The following is a 17,286-nucleotide window of genomic DNA, read 5'->3' on the forward strand; positions in this document are numbered from 1 at the left end:
CGAGACAGGACATGGACTTCAACTTCAAGGAAGAACAGCTGCAACTGGCCGACGCGCTCAGGCGCTGGATCGCGCGCGACTACGGCTTCGAGGCGCGCCGCGCCATCATCCGGTCCGACAGCGGCAGCTCGGACGCCGCCTGGCGCCAGCTGGCCGAACTCGGCCTGACCGCGCTGCCGCTGCCGGGAGCGCAGGGCGGCTTCGACGGCGGCGCGGTCGACCTGTACCTGGTGATGCAGGAGCTGGGGCGCGGGCTGGTCGTCGAACCCTACCTCGCCACCGTGCTCGGCGCCGAATTTCTCAAGCGCGGCGGCAGCCACGCCGGCTGGCTGGAACAGGTTGCCGCCGGCGACCTGAAGCTGGCGTGCGCCCTGGGCGAGCGCGCGGCCCGCCACGACCTGCACGACATCGCCACCCGCGCAGCGCCTGTGGCCGGCGGCTGGCGCCTCGATGGCGAGAAGAAGGTGGCCCTGCATGCGGCCCGGGCCGGCGTCATCATCGTCCCGGCCCGCACCGGCGGCGGACGGCGCGACCTGGACGGCATCACCCTGTTCGCGCTGCCGGCCGATGCGCCCGGCCTGCAGCTCACCGAATACCGCACGCTCGACGGCCTGCGCGCCGCCGACCTGCGCCTGGACGGCGTGCAGCTCGACGCCGGCGCCGTCGTCGGCACGGTGGGCGCCGGCTGGACCATCCTGGAGGCGGTGGCCGACTACGGCGCCGGCCTGCTGTGCGCGGAAGCGGTGGGAGCGATGGATGCGCTGTTCGCGGCCACGCTCGACTATCTCAAGACGCGCCAGCAGTTCGGGGTCCCGATCGGCAAGTTCCAGGCGCTGCAGCACCGCATGGCCGACATGTACATCCATCTCGAGCAGGCCCGCTCGCTGGCGCTGCTGGCGGCGGTGCGGCTCGACGGCGACGATGCCCTCGAGCGCCGGCGCGCGGTATCGGCCGCCAAGTACCGGGTCGGCCAGGCGGCACGCTTCGTCGGCCAGGAGGCGGTGCAGCTGCACGGCGGCATGGGCGTGACCGACGAGCTGCCGGCCGCCCATTATTTCAAGCGCCTGAGCGCGATCGAACTCAGCCTGGGCGACAGCGATCATCACCTGGCACGCTTCATCGCGCAGCCGGGTTTCGACGGCGAGGAGGCCGCATGAAGGATTATTGGTATTTCGAGGATTTCTACGCCGGCCAGGATCTCGACCTGGGCAGCCGCACGCTGGGCGAGGAAGAGATCATCGCCTTCGCCACCCAGTTCGATCCGCAGCCGTTCCACGTCGACAAGGAAGCGGCCGCCCACTCGATCTACGGCGGCGTGATCGCCAGCGGCTGGCACACCTGCGGCACCATGATGCGCCTGGTGGTCGACCAGCTGCTGAGCAAGTCCTCGAGCATGGGTTCGCCCGGCCTGGATGGCGTGCGCTGGCTGGCCCCGGTACGCGCCGGCGACACCCTCAACGTGCATTACCAGACCGTGAAAACCAAGGCGTCGACGAGCAAGCCCGACCGCGGCGTGGTGTGGTCGAAGTGGGTGGCGATCAACCAGCATGGCGAGACTGTCTGCACAGTCGAGGGCATAGGGATGTTCAGGCGCCGGCCGCCCGCGGCCGGCAACTAGAGCGGATCGGGCCCTGCGCTGCAGCCGGCCGTCGCCCGATAGCGGTTGCGGCCGCCCGCCTTGGCCTGGTACAGCAGGGCGTCGGCGACCTGGATCAGGTCGGCCGGGAAGCTGTGCTCGCCCGGCACCATGCAGGCGATGCCCATGCTGGCCGTCAGGTGCGGCGCCGTGGGCGAGGCCGCGTGCGGGATCGCCATGTGGTCGAGTTCGGCCATTAGGCGGCGCGCCACGCCGCTGGCGCCGTGGGCGTCGAGCTGCGGCAGCAGGATCGCGAATTCCTCGCCGCCGTAGCGCGCCACCATGTCCTGGCTGCGCCCGGCCGCGCGGCGCATGGCGCCTGCCACCTGCACCAGGGTGGCGTCGCCGCCCGGGTGGCCGTAATGGTCGTTGTACAGCTTGAAATGGTCGATGTCGACCAGCATCAGCGCCACCGGCAGGCCGCTGCGGCTGCAGCGCCGCCATTCGGCATCGAGACGCTCGTCGAAGGCGCGGCGGTTGGCGACGCCGGTCAGCGCATCGACCAGGATCAGGGCGCGCAGCGCGTCGCGCTGGCGTTTGACGGTGAGCTGGGTCCGCACGCGCGCGCGCACGACGGCGGCATTCACAGGCTTGCTGATGAAGTCGGCGGCGCCGGCTTCCAGCGCGCGCGTCTCGTCTTCCGGCGAGCTCAGGGCTGTGACGAAGACGATCGGGATGTCGGCGGTCTCCGGCGCGGCCAGCAGTTCGCGGCACAGCACGTAGCCGTCGGCGTCGGGCATCACGGCGTCGAGCAGGATCAGGTCGGGATGCTGGGTACGCGCCAGATCGAGCGCGCGGGCGCCGTCGAGGGCGAACAGGACCTCGTGCTCGTCCTGGAGGGCGGCGTGCAGGATCTGGATATTCTCCATCGCATCGTCGACCACCAGGATACGGCCGTTGATGGCCATGTCGGTCCAGCTCATGCATCCTCCAGGGTGTGCAGAATCTCGCGCACCAGTTCGGCGGCGGTATCGAAGCGCAGCATCGCGACGGCGTCCGCCAGCGGCTGGCACTGGGCGGGGGCGGCACGGCCGAGGGCGGGGCCCAGGGCATCGAAGACGGCGAGGGCTTTCATGTTATTATTTTGCAGCAGATCGAGGAGTTGCGCCAACGCGGCATGCAGCTCGCATGGCGGTGCCGGGCGCGCCGGCGCATCCTCGGGCAGGTCCAGTTCGCGCGCCGCCTGCAATACGCTGTCCAGCGCCGTTTCCAGCCGGGCCAGGCGCAGCGTCAGCGCGGCATCGGCGTCCACCCGCAGCGCGCCCTCGAACTCGAGCGCCAGGCGTGCGACGTCGGTGGCGCCGAGGTTGGCGGCCACGCCGCGCAGGCGGTGCACGGCCCGGGCTGCGCCACCACGGTCGCCCGCGAGCAGGCAGGCGCGCGCTTCGGCCACCGCACCGCCTTGCGAGGCTTCGAGGCGCTTGAACAAGGCGGCAAAGCGGGCGAAGCTGCCGCCGAAGCGGGGCAGGGTGGCCTTCAGGTCGATCCCGGGGATGGCGGCCGGCAGCGCCGGCGCCGCGGGCAGGGGCACCGCGGCCGCCGGCGCCGGCGTCTCCTCCTCGCCGCCGCGCCCGGTGACCCGCGCCAGCGTCCGCACCAGCTCGTCGACGTCGATCGGCTTGGCCACGTAGCCGTTCATGCCGGCGTCGAGCGCGCGCCGGCGGTCGTCTTCCATGGCGTTCGCGGTCATCGCGATGACCGGCAGCGCGTGCAGGCCCATGGCGCGGATCGCGCTGGTGGCCTCGACGCCGTCCATCACCGGCATCTGCAAGTCCATCAGGACCGCGTCGTAGACCTTGCCGGCTTCCAGCATGCTGAGCGCGGCGCGGCCGTTGACGGCGAAGTCGACGCGCGCGCCGGCGTGCACCAGCACGTAGTTCGCCACTTCCTGGTTCAGCAGGTTGTCCTCGACCAGCAGCACGTGCAGGCCGGCCAGGCGGGCGCGCAGCGGCGCGGCATGGCCGGGGTCCGGGTCCGGCTCTGCGGCCGGCGCCGCGGCCCCGTCCAGCAGCGTGGCCAGGGTGTCGCGCAGCGCCTGCGGCGTGAACGGCTTGGCCAGCACCGCATCGATGCGCGGGTCGGCCGCCAGCGCGTCCAGGCGCTCGTGTTCGGGATCTGCGGCGAGCAGCGCGCAAGGCGGCATGGCGATCGCGGCGTCGGCACGCGCGTAGGCGATCACGGAGGCGCCATCGAGGTCGGGCAGGGCGCTGTCGATGAACGCCAGCCTATAGTTGGTGGCCGTTGCCGGACCGTCCCCGCGCAGCAGCGCCAGCGCCTCGGCGCCGCTGGATGCGCCATCGACCTGCCAGCCGCAGCCGGCCAGCAGGCGCGCCAGCGCGCCGCGGCTGCTGGCGTTGTCGTCGACCACCAGCACGCGCGCATCGCCGAGAGGGCGTGCCGGCAGCGGCACCGGCACTGCCGGTGCCGGTACTGCGCCAAATCTCGCCGTGAAGCGGAACTCGGCGCCCTCGCCGGGCGTGCTCCGTACATCCAGGTCGCCGCCCATCAGCGCCACCAGGCGGCGGCTGATGGCCAGGCCGAGGCCGGTGCCGCCGTACTTGCGGCTGGTCGAGCTGTCGGCTTGCGAAAAGGCTTCGAACATGCGCTGCTGCTGCTCGGGGGCGATGCCGATGCCGGTGTCGCGCACCGAGAACGCCAGGGCCACCGCGCCGCCGTCGCCCTGCGCCTTGCGCGCGGCCGGCGCGATCGACAGCACCACTTCGCCGCGCTCGGTGAACTTGACCGCGTTGCTCATCAGGTTGAGCAGCACCTGTTCCAGCCGCATCGGGTCGCCCACCAGGCTGGCCGGCACGCCGGGGTCGACCGCGAATACCGGTTCGATGCCGCGCTTCCAGGCCGTGGTCGCGGTCAGCACGCCGACGCTGGACAGCACGTCGTCGATGCGGAACACCGTCTGCTCGAGCACCAGCTGGCCGGCTTCGACCTTGGAGTAATCGAGCACGTCGCCCAGCATCGACAGCAGGGTCTTGGACGCCATCTGCATGCGCGCCAGGTAGCCGCGCTCGCGCTGTCCGAGCCCGGCCTCCTCGAGCAGGCGCGCCAGTCCCATGATCGCGTTCATCGGGGTGCGGATCTCGTGGCTCATGTTGGCCAGGAAGGCACCCTTGGCGCTGCTGGCCGCCTGCGCCGCCTGCAGCGCTTCCTCGAGGCGCAACTGGGTGCGTTTCAGCTCGGTGACGTCGGCGTGCAGCATGTAGAAGCCGCGCACCCGGCCGGCGTCGTCGAAGTCGGGGATGTAGCTGCCCCAGGCATGGATCACCTTGTCGCTGCCGCTGCGCTGCAGCTTGCGTTCGAAGAATTGTGGTACGCCGCGCAGCACGCCATCGACATGGGGCCGCACCTGGGCGATCTGCTCGGGATCCACCAGTTCGTCGACCGAATGGCCGATCACCTCGGCGCTGCTCTTGCCGAGCCATTCGAGGTAGGGGCGGTTGGCGAAGCGGACGCGCAGCCCGACGTCCCAGTAGCCGACCAGCGCCGGCAGGTGGTCGGTGACCATGCGGATCATGCGTTCGCTTTCTTCCAGGCGGCTGCCGGCGGCGCGCAGCGCGGCTTCGGTGGCGACGCGCGCGCTGATGTCGCGGATGGTGCCCTGCACGATGCCCTTGCCGCCGATGTCGACCCGGTTCAGCAGCACGTCGGCATGGAACAGGCTGCCGTCGCGGCGCCGGTGCAGCCACTCGAACTGGCGCATGCCTTCCTCGAGCGCCCCACGGATGTAGCGCTCGGCCTGCTCTTCGGAGCGGCTGCCGTCGGGCTGGAATTCGGGCGAGGCGATGGCCGGCGACATCGCCAGGAAGTCGGCGGTGTCGGCGCAGCCGAACATGCGCACCGCGGCCTGGTTGGCGCTGACGAAGCCGGCGCCGAGGGCGAGCATGACGTGGGCGTCGCCGGAATCCTCGAACAGGGCGCGGTACAGCACCTCGTTGTCGCGGTGGCGCTGGTCTTGCTGCATGCGTTCGCTGATGTCGAGCACGACCGCGTTGATGCCGACCAGTTCGCGCGCCGACGCCGGGCCGGGACCGAACACCGGGTAGTAGCTGCACAGCCAGTGGCGCATCACGCCCGGCGCCGCCGGCGAGTCGCCGCTGTCCTCGACGTCGATCAGCGGACGGCCGCTGGCCAGCACCTGGCGGTAGGGCTGTTCGATGACGGCGCCGCGCGCGCCCAGCAGCTCGGGCAGGGTACGGCCGATATGGGCCGCCGCCGGCAGCCCGTTTACCGCTGCCAGGTAGTCGTTGACCATCACGATGCGCAGCTTGTGGTCGAGGTAGGCCAGGCCGACCGGGGCGCCGGCGTACACCGTGGCCAGCAGCGCGCTGGAACGCTGCAGTTCGTTGGTGCGCTTGGCCACCAGCGATTCCAGGCCGAGGCGGTAGTGCAGCAATTCGTCCTCGACCTGGCGCAGCGCCCCGGCGACGCTTGCCGCTTCGCGGATCGTCAGCAGCGGGATGCGCAGCGGCTCGCCGCGGCCGAGGGCGGCGGCCGGCTCGGTCAGGGCGCGCACCGAGCGCGCGATCGAATTGCCGATGCGCCAGGCCAGCCCGAGGCTGAGCGCCAGCAGCCCCAGGATGCCGGCCAGCGTGACCACCGGCTGGGTGCCCAGGAGATCGCGCGCGGCGTGGCGCGGGAAGCCGATGGCCACGGTCCAGCCTTGCACGGGCGTGCGCGCGAAGGCCAGGTTGGCGGCGTCGCTGCCGCGCGCCGCCAGGATGGCGACGCCGCTGGCATGGCCGGGCAGCGCGGCCGCCAGTTCGGCGCGCATCGGCGCGCCGATCGCGCGTACCATCTCGCCGGTGCGCGCGACCAGCCGTCCGTTGCGGTCGTAGACGTGGGCGTTCCAGTGCGGCGGCAACTGCTGGGCGGCCAGCAGCTCTGCCAGGCGGCGCGGGCGCAGCTCGACGGTGAGCGCGTAGGCAATCTTGTCGCCGGCCCACACCGGCACCGTGATCGCGATGCCCCGGGGACGGGGGCTGCCGGCGCGGCGCAGGCCGGAGACGACGGCGTCGCCGCCGGCGAACACCGCACGCAGGTCGGCCCGGCTGACCTCCGCATCGGTATCGCCGTCGGCTGGCGGCGGCAGCGGGCTGCCGAAGGCGTGGCGCGAATCCAGCAGCGGGCGGCCGTCGGGCGCGCTCAGCACGAAGGCGCCGACCGGGAATGCCGGGCGCAGCAGGCGGCGCGCATTGGCGTGGAATTCGGCCAGGCGGCCGGCCGCCAGTGCCGGGTCGTTGGCCAGCGTGCGCGCGGCGGTCTCGCCGTTGTCCAGGTCGCGCTCGACCGCACCCGCCAGCGCGCGCGCGATCATGGCCGCATCCTCGGCCACGTGGCGCGCCTCGCGCTGCTCGGCGTCGTGGGCGAACACCAGGTAGCCGATCAGGATCGGCAGCGCGCAGGCAAGGACCAGGGTGACCAGCTTGGACCGGATCGATGGCAGGGAATGGGGACGTGACAAGGGCACCGCATGAAACTCCACGAATACGCATCGCTATGCGCCATGGATCGCATGGTAGCCCAGCCATCGGACCGGTGTAGCGCTGCTGTAGTTATTGAGAGTAATAAGTTCACGCTAGTAGATGCATGGCAACGTTCAAGTTCGAAATGACAATGCCTCGGTTTCCGGTCGTCGCGCGCGGGCGACGCTTCCGTATGGAAATTAATGCCGAGCGTAAATTTTTGTATCTTCTGCTTTAGAATAACGGGAGGTGCTTTAAAGAAACTAAGAGGTGATATGGCGAGGCCGGAAAAAGTCAGGCTCGGGGAAATCCTGGTGCAACAGAAGCTGCTGTCGGAAAATCAGCTGAACCAGGCGCTGGCCGACCAGAAGCGCACCGGGCGCAAGCTCGGGCGCGTGTTCGTGGAAAGCGGCTTCGTTACCGAAGAACAGATCTCAGGCGCGCTGGCGCGCCAGCTCGGCATCCCCTACATCAACCTCAAGTTCTACAACATCAACCAGGACGTGGTGCGCCTGCTGCCCGAGACCCAGGCGCGGCGCTTCCGCGCGCTGGTGCTGGAAGACCGCGTCGAGAGCGTGCTGGTGGGCGTGTCCGACCCGACCGACCTGTTCGCCTACGACGAGATCGCGCGCCTGCTGAAGAAGGGCGTCGAGCTGGCCGTGGTCAACGAGACCGAGGTGCTGCAGGTCATCGACCGCATCTACCGCCGCACCGGCGAGATCACCGGCCTGGCGCGCGAGCTGGAGCAGGACCTGGGCGACGCCACCTCGGTCGACTTCGGCGCGCTGGCCTCGAATTCCGGCCTGGAAGAAGCGCCGGTGGTGAAGCTGCTGCAATCGGTGTTCGACGATGCCGCCCAGGTGCGCGCCTCCGACATCCACATCGAGCCGCAGGACGGGCGCCTGCAGATCCGCTTCCGCATCGACGGCGTGCTGCACCTGCAGACCGAGGCCGACATCAAGATCGCGACCCCGCTGGCGCTGCGCCTGAAGCTGATGGCCGACCTCGACATCTCGGAAAAGCGCCTGCCGCAGGATGGCCGCTTCGCGGTCAAGGTGAAGAACCAGCGCATCGACGTGCGTATCTCGACCATGCCGACCCAGTACGGTGAATCGGTGGTCATGCGTCTGCTGAACCAGGTCGGCACCACGTTGCGCCTGGACGCGATCGGCATGCATCCGACGCTGGTCGAGCGCTTCCGCGCCATCGTCCAGCGCCCCAACGGCCTGGTGCTGGTGACCGGCCCGACCGGTTCCGGCAAGACCACGACTTTATACAGTGCGCTGGCCGAGCTGAATTCGGTGGAAAAGAAACTGATCACGGTCGAGGACCCGGTCGAATACCGCCTGCCCGGCATCAACCAGGTGCAGGTAAACGACAAGATCGACCTGAATTTCGCGCGCGTGCTGCGCTCGGCGCTGCGCCAGGACCCGGACATCGTGCTGGTCGGCGAGATGCGCGACCAGGAAACCGCCCAGATCGGCCTGCGCGCCGCCATGACGGGCCACCTGGTCCTGTCCACGCTGCACACCAACGATGCCGCCTCGACCCCGCTGCGCCTGATGGACATGGGCGTGCCGCGCTACATGGTGGGCGGCTCACTCCAGGCGGTGCTGGCCCAGCGCCTGGTGCGCGTGATCTGCGAAAGCTGCACCCAGCCGCACGCGGCGCCGGCGCCGGAACGTGCCTGGCTGCGCGCGGAACTCGGCGAGCGCGCCGAGACCGTGCCGTTCTTCCACGGGCGCGGCTGCTCGCACTGCAACGGCACCGGCTACCGCGGCCGTACCGGCGTCTACGAACTGCTGGAGATGACGCGCGCCGTGAACGACGCCGTCAACCACCCCGACCCGGGCCACTTCCTGAAGGTGGCCCACGCCGAGATGCGCGGCGAAACCCTGCGCCGCAGCGCCGTGCGCCTGGCGATCCAGGGCCGCACCACGGTGGCCGAGGCGATGCGCGTCAGTAACCAGACCGAGGAATAAAGCGTGCCGTTCTTCGCTTATAAAGGCCGCAACGGACGCGGCGAGATGATGCAGGGCGTGCTCGAAGGCGCCGACAGCGGGGCGATCGCCGACCAGCTGTTCGGCACCGGCGTCACGCCGCTCGAGATCGTGCTGACCACGCGCAAGGTCACGACCGGCAACGACGACGGCGAGACCGTGTGGCAGCGCCTGGCCCGCAAGCGCGTCACCTCGCTCGACGTCCAGCTGTTCAGCCGCCAGATCTACACGCTGCTGAAATCCGGCGTGCCGATCATGCGCGGCCTGGCCGGGCTGCAGGAGTCGGCCACCAACCCGTCGTTCGGCCGCGTGATCCGCGACCTGCGCGAATCGCTCGACGCCGGCCGCGAACTGTCGGCCGCGATGCGCCGCCATCCGGAATGCTTCTCGACCTTCTACCTGGCCATGGTGCGGGTGGGGGAGATGACCGGCCGCCTGGAAGAAGTCTTCCTGCGCCTGTTCGACCACATGGAATTCGACCGCGACATGCGCGAGCGCGTGAAGACCGCGCTGCGCTATCCGATGTTCGTGCTGATCGCGATGGTGGCGGCGATGGCGGTGGTGAACATCTTCGTCATCCCGCAGTTCGAAAAGGTGTTCAACAGTTTCCATACCGAGCTGCCGCTGATGACGCGTATCCTGATCGGCACCTCGCGCTTCACGGTGGAATGGTGGCCGGCCTTCGCGGTCGGCATCGTCGCCGCGGTCTTCGGTTTCCGCACCTGGACCCGTTCCGCGGGCGGCCGCCTGGCCTGGGACCGCATCAAGCTGCGCCTGCCGATCGCCGGCAAGATCATCCACAAGGGCACGATGGCCCGCTTCGCGCGCAGCTTCGCGCTGTCGATCCGCAGCGGCGTGCCGATCGTGCAGGCGCTGACGGTGGTGTCCCAGACTTCCGACAACGCCTACCTGGCATCGCGCATCGAGCAGATGCGCGACGGCGTCGAGCGCGGCGACAGCATCCTGCGCACCGCCACCAACGCCCAGGTGTTCACCCCGATCGTGCTGCAGATGATCGCGGTGGGCGAGGAGTCCGGCTCGATCGACGACCTGATGGACGAGATCGCGATGATGTACGAGCGCGAAGTCGACTATGAGCTGAAGACCCTGTCGAGCCAGATCGAGCCGATCCTGATCGTGTTCCTGGGCGTGATGGTGCTGATACTGGCGCTCGGCATCTTCCTGCCGATCTGGGACCTGGGCAAGGCCGCGCTGCACCACACATGATGAAAACGCCGATCCTGCGCCGCGGCTTCACGCTGCTCGAATTCGCGGTCACGCTACTTGTGGCGGCGACCGTCAGTACGCTGCTGCTGAACCGTTTCGAGTTTTACCGCGAACAGGCCGAACTGGCGGCGACGCGCCAACTGGTCGGCGTCCTGCGCACGGCCCTGCACGCCCGGGCTTCCCAACTGCAGGCTGCGGGACAGACGGAAAGGCTACGCGCACTGGCCGACGACAATCCGATGAACTTGCTGGCGCAAAAACCAGCCAATTATCTGGGGGAATTTGTCGCCGTGGACCCGGGCAAGATCGGGCGCAGTGGATGGGTGTTTGATGCGCGCGACAAATCCATTGTGTATCTGTTACCAAACGCCGAAAGTTTTTCTTTCGGTACGGCAAGATTGCTCAGATTCAAGGTAGAATTCTTTCGTGCACCTGAACAACGTTACGTCGGCCTCGCCCTGAATCAAGTCAGCGGATAGGCAGCGAGTCACCCAGCTAACCCAAGCGGCTTATCCGCACCAATTTTTCCTGGAGAATATCGTATGAAGAAGAACCTCAAAAGCGCTGCCCAGGGTGGTTTCACCCTCATCGAACTGATTGTCGTGATCGTCATCCTGGGTATCCTGGCCGCCACCGCGCTGCCGAGGTTTGCCGACCTGAGCAACGATGCACGCATCGCGTCGCTGAAGGCGGCGCGTGGTTCCCTGGCGTCGGTGTCGTCGATGGCGCACGGTATGTACCTGGTCAACCCGGTCGGTGTCGCCGCGGCCGGCACCGTGCCGATGGAAGGTCTGGCGGTTGCCATGATCAACGGCTATCCGTCGGCAGTGACCGGGCTCGCCACCGCGGCCGGCCTCAGCGCCAACGACTACAAGATCGATGTCTCGGGCTCCGGCGCCGGCGCCACCGTGACGATTTCGCCGGTTGGCATCGACAGCAACAAAATCGGGAGCTGCAGCGTGGTCTACACCGCGACCAACAGCACCAGCACCCCGCCGACGATCGTGATCCAGACCGGCAGCACCACCAGCACCGGCGCCGGCGGCACCACGACCTCGACCGCCAACGCCAACCCGATCTGCAGCTAAGCAACCAGGGAGCAGGGCGGATGCCGCGCCGTACAACACGACCCGTGCCGCCTGCCGTAGCCGCTCCCCCTCGCCAGGATGGGTTCACGATGGTCGAACTGATCGTCGTGATCGTCCTGGTGGGCATCCTCAGCGCCATCGGCGCCTCGCGTTTCTTCGACCGCACCGGCTTCGACGTCGCCGCTTTCGCGGAACAGGGCCGTTCCATGCTGCGCTATGCCCAGAAGCTGGCGATCGCCCAGAACCGCCCGGTGTACGTGCAGGTGCTCGGCAACATCGAAGGCTTCGGCCTGTGCTTCAGCGCGGCCGCGCCGTGCGCGCCCGCCGACCAGGTGCCGGCGCCCTCCGGCGCCAACAGCGGCAGCGCGACCACCCGCAAGTTGTGCCTGGCCGGCGGCGTCTACACCGAACGCTGGTCGTGCGAAGGATGGCCTGTCGGCAGCAAGTTCAACCCCAAGTCCGGCACGATGAGCCCGTTTTTCTACAACGGCCTCGGCCAGCCTGTGCCGACCGGCGGCGGTACGTTCGCCGGCCTGACGGTCATCATCGACGGCGGCGGCGTCTCGAACCAGATCTCGGTGTCCCAGGAAACCGGCTATGTCTACTAACGCGCGCTGCCGTACACGGGGCCGCGCCCGCCAGCGCGGCGTGACCATGATCGAGCTGATCCTTTTCATCGTGATCGTCGGCATTGCCCTGACGACCCTGATCAGCGTGATGAACCTCACCACCCAGCGCAGCGCCGATCCGGTGCGTCGCAAGCAGGCCCTGATGCTGGCCGAGGCGCTGCTGGAAGAGGTGGAACTCGCCAAGTTCTCGTACTGCGACGTCTACGATCCGCGCGCCGGCGACGACAATCCCTCCACCGCGGTGAAAGGGCCGGGCGACTGCGCCGCCGGCACCGTCGAGGGGTGGGGACCGGAAGCAAACAACCAGCGTCCCTTCGACAATATCAACGATTACGTCGCCGGTGCGAACGTCCCCGCGACACCGTTCGGGGCCGGCACCACGCTGCTCGACGCCAACGGCAATCCCCTGCCGCTCGCCGGGTTCACGGCGAGCGTGAAGATCCGCCCCGATACGCTGCGCGACACCGGCGGCGCGAATGCGATCGGCAGCGGCGGCAGCGCTGCCCAGACTGACGTCCTGCGCATCACGGTCACGATCGGCTACGACGGCCAGTCCCTGAGCCTGGACGGCTTTCGCACGCGCTACGCGCCGGCTTCGCTATGACGGGCGCGCGCGTATCGGGCCGCCGCACGGGTGGCTTCACCCTGATCGAGGCGATCGTGGTGATCGTGGTGCTGGGGATCCTGGCCGGCATCGTGGCGGTGTTCGTCCGCGCGCCGATCCTGAGTTACCGCGACGCCGTCGACCGCGCCGAGATGACCGATCAGGCCGACCTGACGCTGCGCCGCATCGCGCGCGACATCCGCCTGGCGCTGCCCAACAGCGTGCGTGTCCTGAACGGCAGCACGCTTGAGTTCCTGCAGACCCGCAGCGGCGGGCGCTATCTGTCGGTCGAGGACGGCGTGCCGACCCGTCCCGCGCTCGACGATCCGGCGCAGACCGCGTTCACCGTACTGGCACCCCCCGACAGCTTCGGCCAGGTGGTGGCAGGCGATCGCGTGGCGGTCTACAACCTCGGCGTGGCGCAGGCTGATGCCTACACCGGTGGCAATACCGGCGTGGTGCAGGCGGTGCCGGCGACCGCGACCGACGCGGCGCTCGGGCGTATCGCCACCGTCCAGTTGAACGCCAACCCGTTCGCGGCGGCGGATCCCGCCTTGCCATCGCCAACACGCAGCTTCCACGTCGTCAGCGGCCCCGTCAGCTTTTATTGCCAGGATGCCGGCGATGGCACCCAGACCTTGATGCGCGCATGGGGCTACGCCATCAGTGCGACGCAGTCGGCGGTCCCGAGCGGCGGCCAACGCGCCATCGTCGCCGCGCGCCTGACCAATTGCAACGGCCTGTTTAACTACGACACGGCGGCGACCCAGCGTACCGGTCTGGTGCTGGTGTCGCTCGAGCTGCGCGGCCGCACCCCCGATTCGCCGGCCATCCGCCTGGTCCACCAGATCCACGTCGACAATACACCATGATGCGAGCACCTCTTTACCTGGCGCGCAGCGCTGGCGTCGGCCTCGTCACCGCGATCTTCCTGCTGGTCGTGCTGGCCGGCCTCGGCGTGGCGATGGTCTCGCTGTACACCACCCAGCAAGCCAGTGCCGATCTCGACCTCGAGGGCGCGCGCGCCTACCAGGCGGCCCGCGCCGGCATCGAGTACGGCCTGTTCCGGCGCCTGCGCGGCGGCTGCACGGCGGCCGGCTGCTGCCCCGGCGCGTCCAACCAGGTCACGCTCGCCATGCCGGCCGACAGCGAACTGCGCAGCTTTACCGTGGTGGTCAGCTGCAACCAGGCGGGCGGGCCCAACACGCCGGCCAACATCACCTCGGTCGCCTGCAACATGGCCGACGCCAACAACCTATGCGAAGGCGTGCCCAACAATAGCCCACAGTACGTGCGGCGCCGCATGGAGGTGTCGGCGTGACGCCCGGCTACACGTCGCGATGGCCGGCGCTGGTCATGGGCATGCTGCTCGGACTGGTGCTGCTGCTGGCTGGTCCGGCGGCGCGCGCCGACACCGCGATCCAGCAGTACACCAGCTTCCGCGGCCAGGTCAACTTCACCGGCACCGAGGCGACGCTGCGTACGGCAAGCAACAACAGTTACAGCAACAGTTCCTGCAGCATCACCGGCAGCGTCTCGGCCAAGCTGTCCGGCGTGCCGACCGGCGCCACCATCATCAGTGCCCAGCTGTACTGGGCCGGCTCCGGCAACACCGCGGACAACAACGTCACCTTCGACGGCGTATCGGTGTATGCCGGACGCCAATACACGTCCGGCAGCGTCGGCAACGGCTTCAATTATTTCAGCGGCGCCGCCGATGTCACGGCGCGGGTCAGGAGCAAGCTGAATCCGAACACGACGTATACGTTCAGCGGCTTGGCCGTCGAGAACGGCAGCCCGTGGTGCGCCTCGCAGGCCGTGGTCGGCGGTTTCGCGCTGCTCGTCGTGTATTCGCACCCGGACGAGCCATTCCGCCTGCTGAACGTCTACGAAGGCTTCCAGTACTTCCAGAACAGCGGCTTCGTCATCAATCTCGGGAACTTCAACGTGCCGAATCCGCTGCCGAGCAACGTGACCGGCCGCATCGGCCACATCACCTGGGAAGGCGATGCGACGCTGTCGCAGGGCGGCGAGAACCTGCTGTTCAACGGCAAGGAGCTAACCGATGCGATGAACCCGGCGGGCAACCAGTTCAACTCGGCCAGCAACATCACGGGCGATTACAACAGCTACGGCATCGACTTCGACGCCTATACCCTGAACGCGAACTTCATCACGCCGGGGCAGAGCACCGCCACCACCACCTACCGCTCGGGCCAAGATCTGGTGCTGCTGAGCGCCGAGATCGTCGCCATGCCTTTTGTCGGCAACGGCGACCTGGCATTGTCGATGACCCGCACTGGCGACCTGCGCGTGGGTTCGACCGCCTATTACACCCTGAACGTCAGCAATGTCGGCACCGACGTCGAAACCGGTCCGATCACGGTCACCGACACGCTGCCGTCCGGCCTCAAGCTGGTCTCGACCAGCGGCAGCGGCTGGAGCTGCAGCAGCGCCGCCGGCAGCAACGGCGCCACGCTGGTCACCTGCACCCGCGCCGGCCAGCTTGCCGCCGGCGACAAGGCGAACGCGCTGACCCTCACCGTGACGCCGAACACGACCGGCAGCTTCACGAATTCCGCCACGGTGAGCGGCATGACCGGCGACGGCAATACCGGCAACAATACGGCGACGGATACCGGTTCGGCCGTCGACCCCGCTTCGTCGGTCGTGTTCACCACCGAGGTCTGCAGGAATGGCGACCTGATCGTCACCGCGCCCAGGGACGCCGGCTGCCACCGTTTCATCGGTCCGGTGACCGCTGCGGCCACCACCACCAAGATCTACGTGACCTCGGTGTCCGGCGGCCGCGCCAGCGCCGTCAGCAACGCGGACTACACGCTCAACATTGGCCTGGCGGCAAGCTGCCTGCCTTATTCGAACGTGGCATTGACCTATGCGCAGTCCGGCCTGGGCCTGGACTGCAAAGGCACCTGGAAATACCTCAGCGTGACCGTGCCGGCCAACCAGCCGACCGGCACCTTGCCGAACGGCTCGGCGTTCTTCTATGCCGACGTCGGCCGCGTCAGCCTGTCGCTCAGCTACCAGGGCACGGTCATGGGGACGGTCGACTTCATTTCGCGCCCGAGCGACATCCGCTTTCAGAGCGTGTTCCGTAACGCCGACGGCGTCGCCGACCTGCTGGGCACGGTCGGCGACAGTTGGAAGAAACCGAGTCCGACCGCCTTCGCCAAGGCAGGCGAACCATTCACGCTGCGCCTCGGCGCGCTGATGGCCGACAACAACTATGCGCCGAGCTTCGGCAAGGAGCCGACCGCGCTCAAGGGTGTACTGGCGGACAACCTGATCGAACTCAATTTCAAGCTCGATCTGTTCGCCGCGAATCCCCTGGCCTCGCCGGTCCTGCCAGTGGCCGACACCGACGGCGCGATCGACAAGCTGGTCGCCGCGGCCTTCGTGCTGGACCAGGGCTTCACGCTGAACGGCAGCATCGCCGGCGCCCTGGATGCCAAGGCGCGCTGGTTCGAGGGCGGCTATCTCGCCATCACCCCCTATCTGACGGATTACCTGGGCACCGGCGTGGTGGGCGGGCCGGACAAGGCGGTGAAGGCGGATCCGGCGCGGATCGTCAGCGGCACCCGCGTGATCGGCCATTTCTATCCCGACCATTTCGAGAGCCGCGCCGTCGCGCCTTTCGCCTGCACCGCCGACATGGCCTGCCCGACCGACTTCGCGCCGGTGGGCGCCGTGTACTCGAACCAGCCGTTCAGCTTCACGGTCACGCCGTATGCGCTGCCGCGCGACGGCACCGAGCAGCCGCTGTCCCTGTTCCGCAACCTGGCCGGTCTCGCCGGCAATGCCAACGCCAATGTCGTGGGCGGCGTGGTCTACCGTAACGTGGGGATGACGGCCGCGGTCAAGCCGAACGACACCACCAGTTCGCCCTTGACCGGGTTGGCGGTCGACCCCGCCAACCCGCTGCAGACCTCCAGTGGTCCCTACGATTTCCCGGCCATGACGACCAACGCGACCTACGCGCTCGGCAATCCCTTCGTCGCGGGCAGCAGCGCCGCCGCCACCGGCGGCAGGGTGGCGCCGACGCTGTTCTACCTGCGCGCCAACATGCGCGAGCGACTGTCGACCGGCCCGACCACGACCAAGGATATCTTCGTCACGTCGGCCACGCTGGAGACCACGCGCGCCGCCCAGTACGAGGATGGCCTGATGGTCGTGTCCGGGCGCCTGTTCGTCCCCAACGCCTTCGGTTCCGAACTGCTGAGCCTACCCCTGAACCTCGCCGAGCAGTACTGGAACGGCAAGACCTGGGTGACCACAACCACCGACAGCGCCACCACGACCGGCGACAAGCTGGTGCCGGTCACGAACAGCTGTACGCGCTTCTTCGCCGGCAGCAAGAGCGCCACGCCGAGCGCCTGCACCGCCGCCGCGGTGTCCGCACTCGGTGGCGCGGCCATCCCGCTCAACAACGGCGTCGGCCGCCTGAGCCTGAAGAGCCCGGGCCGCACCAACATCGGCGCCTTCGACCTGACGGTCGGCGGCGGCAATGCCGGCATCTGGCTGCCGAGCACGCGCGCGCGCGTGACCTTCGGCGTCTACCGCAATCCGCTGATCTACCTGCGTGAAATCTACCGGTGAGGTGTCAG

The 17,286-nt window shown here is 68.6% G+C and carries 13 protein-coding genes; 11 read left to right on the forward strand and 2 right to left on the reverse strand.

The window, feature by feature from the left end; translation table 11 throughout:
- Positions 1-11 precede the first annotated feature (11 nt).
- Together U1H99_RS08860 and U1H99_RS08865 are read left to right on the forward strand one after the other, a co-directional pair.
- Positions 12-1,157: an acyl-CoA dehydrogenase family protein gene (locus tag U1H99_RS08860; RefSeq protein WP_323141370.1), complete on the forward strand. Its 1,146-nt coding sequence runs from the start codon at positions 12-14 to the stop codon at positions 1,155-1,157.
- Positions 1,154-1,618, forward strand: a complete 465-nt coding sequence (locus U1H99_RS08865; protein ID WP_323141371.1) for a MaoC family dehydratase — start codon at positions 1,154-1,156, stop codon at positions 1,616-1,618. The genes U1H99_RS08860 and U1H99_RS08865 overlap by 4 nt, the downstream gene beginning before the upstream one ends.
- Here the strand turns inward: U1H99_RS08865 and U1H99_RS08870 are convergent.
- Together U1H99_RS08870 and U1H99_RS08875 are read right to left on the reverse strand one after the other, a co-directional pair.
- Positions 1,615-2,559, reverse strand: a complete 945-nt coding sequence (locus tag U1H99_RS08870; RefSeq protein WP_323141372.1) for a diguanylate cyclase domain-containing protein — start codon at positions 2,557-2,559, stop codon at positions 1,615-1,617. The genes U1H99_RS08865 and U1H99_RS08870 overlap by 4 nt on opposite strands.
- Positions 2,556-7,118, reverse strand: a complete 4,563-nt coding sequence (locus tag U1H99_RS08875) for a response regulator (protein WP_323141373.1) — start codon at positions 7,116-7,118, stop codon at positions 2,556-2,558. Before U1H99_RS08875 ends, U1H99_RS08870 begins: the two co-directional genes overlap by 4 nt.
- A gap of 270 nt (positions 7,119-7,388) precedes the next feature.
- Here U1H99_RS08875 and U1H99_RS08880 point away from each other — a divergent pair, with 270 nt between their 5' ends.
- The 9 genes from U1H99_RS08880 to U1H99_RS08920 all read left to right on the forward strand — a co-directional run bounded on the left by U1H99_RS08880 (position 7,389) and on the right by U1H99_RS08920 (position 17,278).
- Positions 7,389-9,095, forward strand: a complete 1,707-nt coding sequence (locus tag U1H99_RS08880) for a GspE/PulE family protein (RefSeq protein ID WP_323141374.1) — start codon at positions 7,389-7,391, stop codon at positions 9,093-9,095.
- Between the two features lie 3 nt (positions 9,096-9,098).
- The gene (locus tag U1H99_RS08885) at positions 9,099-10,340 is read left to right on the forward strand and encodes a type II secretion system F family protein (protein ID WP_323141375.1); all 1,242 of its coding nucleotides are present in this window, start codon (positions 9,099-9,101) and stop codon (positions 10,338-10,340) included.
- Positions 10,337-10,819, forward strand: coding sequence for a type II secretion system protein (locus U1H99_RS08890; RefSeq protein ID WP_323141376.1), 483 nt, complete (start codon positions 10,337-10,339; stop codon positions 10,817-10,819). Before U1H99_RS08885 ends, U1H99_RS08890 begins: the two co-directional genes overlap by 4 nt.
- Before the next feature lie 63 nt (positions 10,820-10,882).
- Positions 10,883-11,428: a prepilin-type N-terminal cleavage/methylation domain-containing protein gene (locus U1H99_RS08895; RefSeq protein ID WP_323141377.1), complete on the forward strand. Its 546-nt coding sequence runs from the start codon at positions 10,883-10,885 to the stop codon at positions 11,426-11,428.
- Positions 11,429-11,448: 20 nt separating this feature from the next.
- Positions 11,449-12,036 carry a prepilin-type N-terminal cleavage/methylation domain-containing protein gene (locus tag U1H99_RS08900; RefSeq protein WP_323141378.1) on the forward strand — a complete coding sequence of 196 codons (588 nt, stop codon included), beginning with the start codon at positions 11,449-11,451 and terminating at the stop codon, positions 12,034-12,036.
- Complete coding sequence (locus U1H99_RS08905) at positions 12,026-12,661, forward strand: prepilin-type N-terminal cleavage/methylation domain-containing protein (protein ID WP_323141379.1); 636 nt, start codon at positions 12,026-12,028, stop codon at positions 12,659-12,661. The genes U1H99_RS08900 and U1H99_RS08905 overlap by 11 nt, the downstream gene beginning before the upstream one ends.
- On the forward strand, positions 12,658-13,533 hold the full coding sequence (locus U1H99_RS08910) for a type II secretion system protein (protein ID WP_323141380.1): 876 nt from the start codon (positions 12,658-12,660) through the stop codon (positions 13,531-13,533). Before U1H99_RS08905 ends, U1H99_RS08910 begins: the two co-directional genes overlap by 4 nt.
- Positions 13,530-13,982, forward strand: coding sequence for an agglutinin biogenesis protein MshP (locus tag U1H99_RS08915; protein ID WP_323141381.1), 453 nt, complete (start codon positions 13,530-13,532; stop codon positions 13,980-13,982). Before U1H99_RS08910 ends, U1H99_RS08915 begins: the two co-directional genes overlap by 4 nt.
- Positions 13,979-17,278 carry a DUF6701 domain-containing protein gene (locus U1H99_RS08920; RefSeq protein ID WP_323141382.1) on the forward strand — a complete coding sequence of 1,100 codons (3,300 nt, stop codon included), beginning with the start codon at positions 13,979-13,981 and terminating at the stop codon, positions 17,276-17,278. The genes U1H99_RS08915 and U1H99_RS08920 overlap by 4 nt, the downstream gene beginning before the upstream one ends.
- The last annotated feature ends 8 nt before the right edge of the window (positions 17,279-17,286 follow it).

Source organism: Massilia phyllosphaerae (assembly GCF_034659755.1).
GTDB lineage: Bacteria > Pseudomonadota > Gammaproteobacteria > Burkholderiales > Burkholderiaceae_D > Telluria > Telluria phyllosphaerae.

Bases quoted from the DNA above. Each gene is read 5' to 3' on its own strand.
- U1H99_RS08860 (WP_323141370.1), top strand. From the start codon at position 12: ATGGACTTCAACTTCAAGGAAGAACAGCTGCAACTGGCCGACGCGCTC.
- U1H99_RS08890 (WP_323141376.1), top strand. From the start codon at position 10,337: ATGATGAAAACGCCGATCCTGCGCCGCGGCTTCACGCTGCTCGAATTC.
- U1H99_RS08865 (WP_323141371.1), top strand. From the start codon at position 1,154: ATGAAGGATTATTGGTATTTCGAGGATTTCTACGCCGGCCAGGATCTC.
- U1H99_RS08915 (WP_323141381.1), top strand. From the start codon at position 13,530: ATGATGCGAGCACCTCTTTACCTGGCGCGCAGCGCTGGCGTCGGCCTC.
- U1H99_RS08900 (WP_323141378.1), top strand. From the start codon at position 11,449: ATGCCGCGCCGTACAACACGACCCGTGCCGCCTGCCGTAGCCGCTCCC.
- U1H99_RS08870 (WP_323141372.1), bottom strand. From the start codon at position 2,559: ATGAGCTGGACCGACATGGCCATCAACGGCCGTATCCTGGTGGTCGAC.
- U1H99_RS08880 (WP_323141374.1), top strand. From the start codon at position 7,389: ATGGCGAGGCCGGAAAAAGTCAGGCTCGGGGAAATCCTGGTGCAACAG.
- U1H99_RS08895 (WP_323141377.1), top strand. From the start codon at position 10,883: ATGAAGAAGAACCTCAAAAGCGCTGCCCAGGGTGGTTTCACCCTCATC.
- U1H99_RS08910 (WP_323141380.1), top strand. From the start codon at position 12,658: ATGACGGGCGCGCGCGTATCGGGCCGCCGCACGGGTGGCTTCACCCTG.
- U1H99_RS08905 (WP_323141379.1), top strand. From the start codon at position 12,026: ATGTCTACTAACGCGCGCTGCCGTACACGGGGCCGCGCCCGCCAGCGC.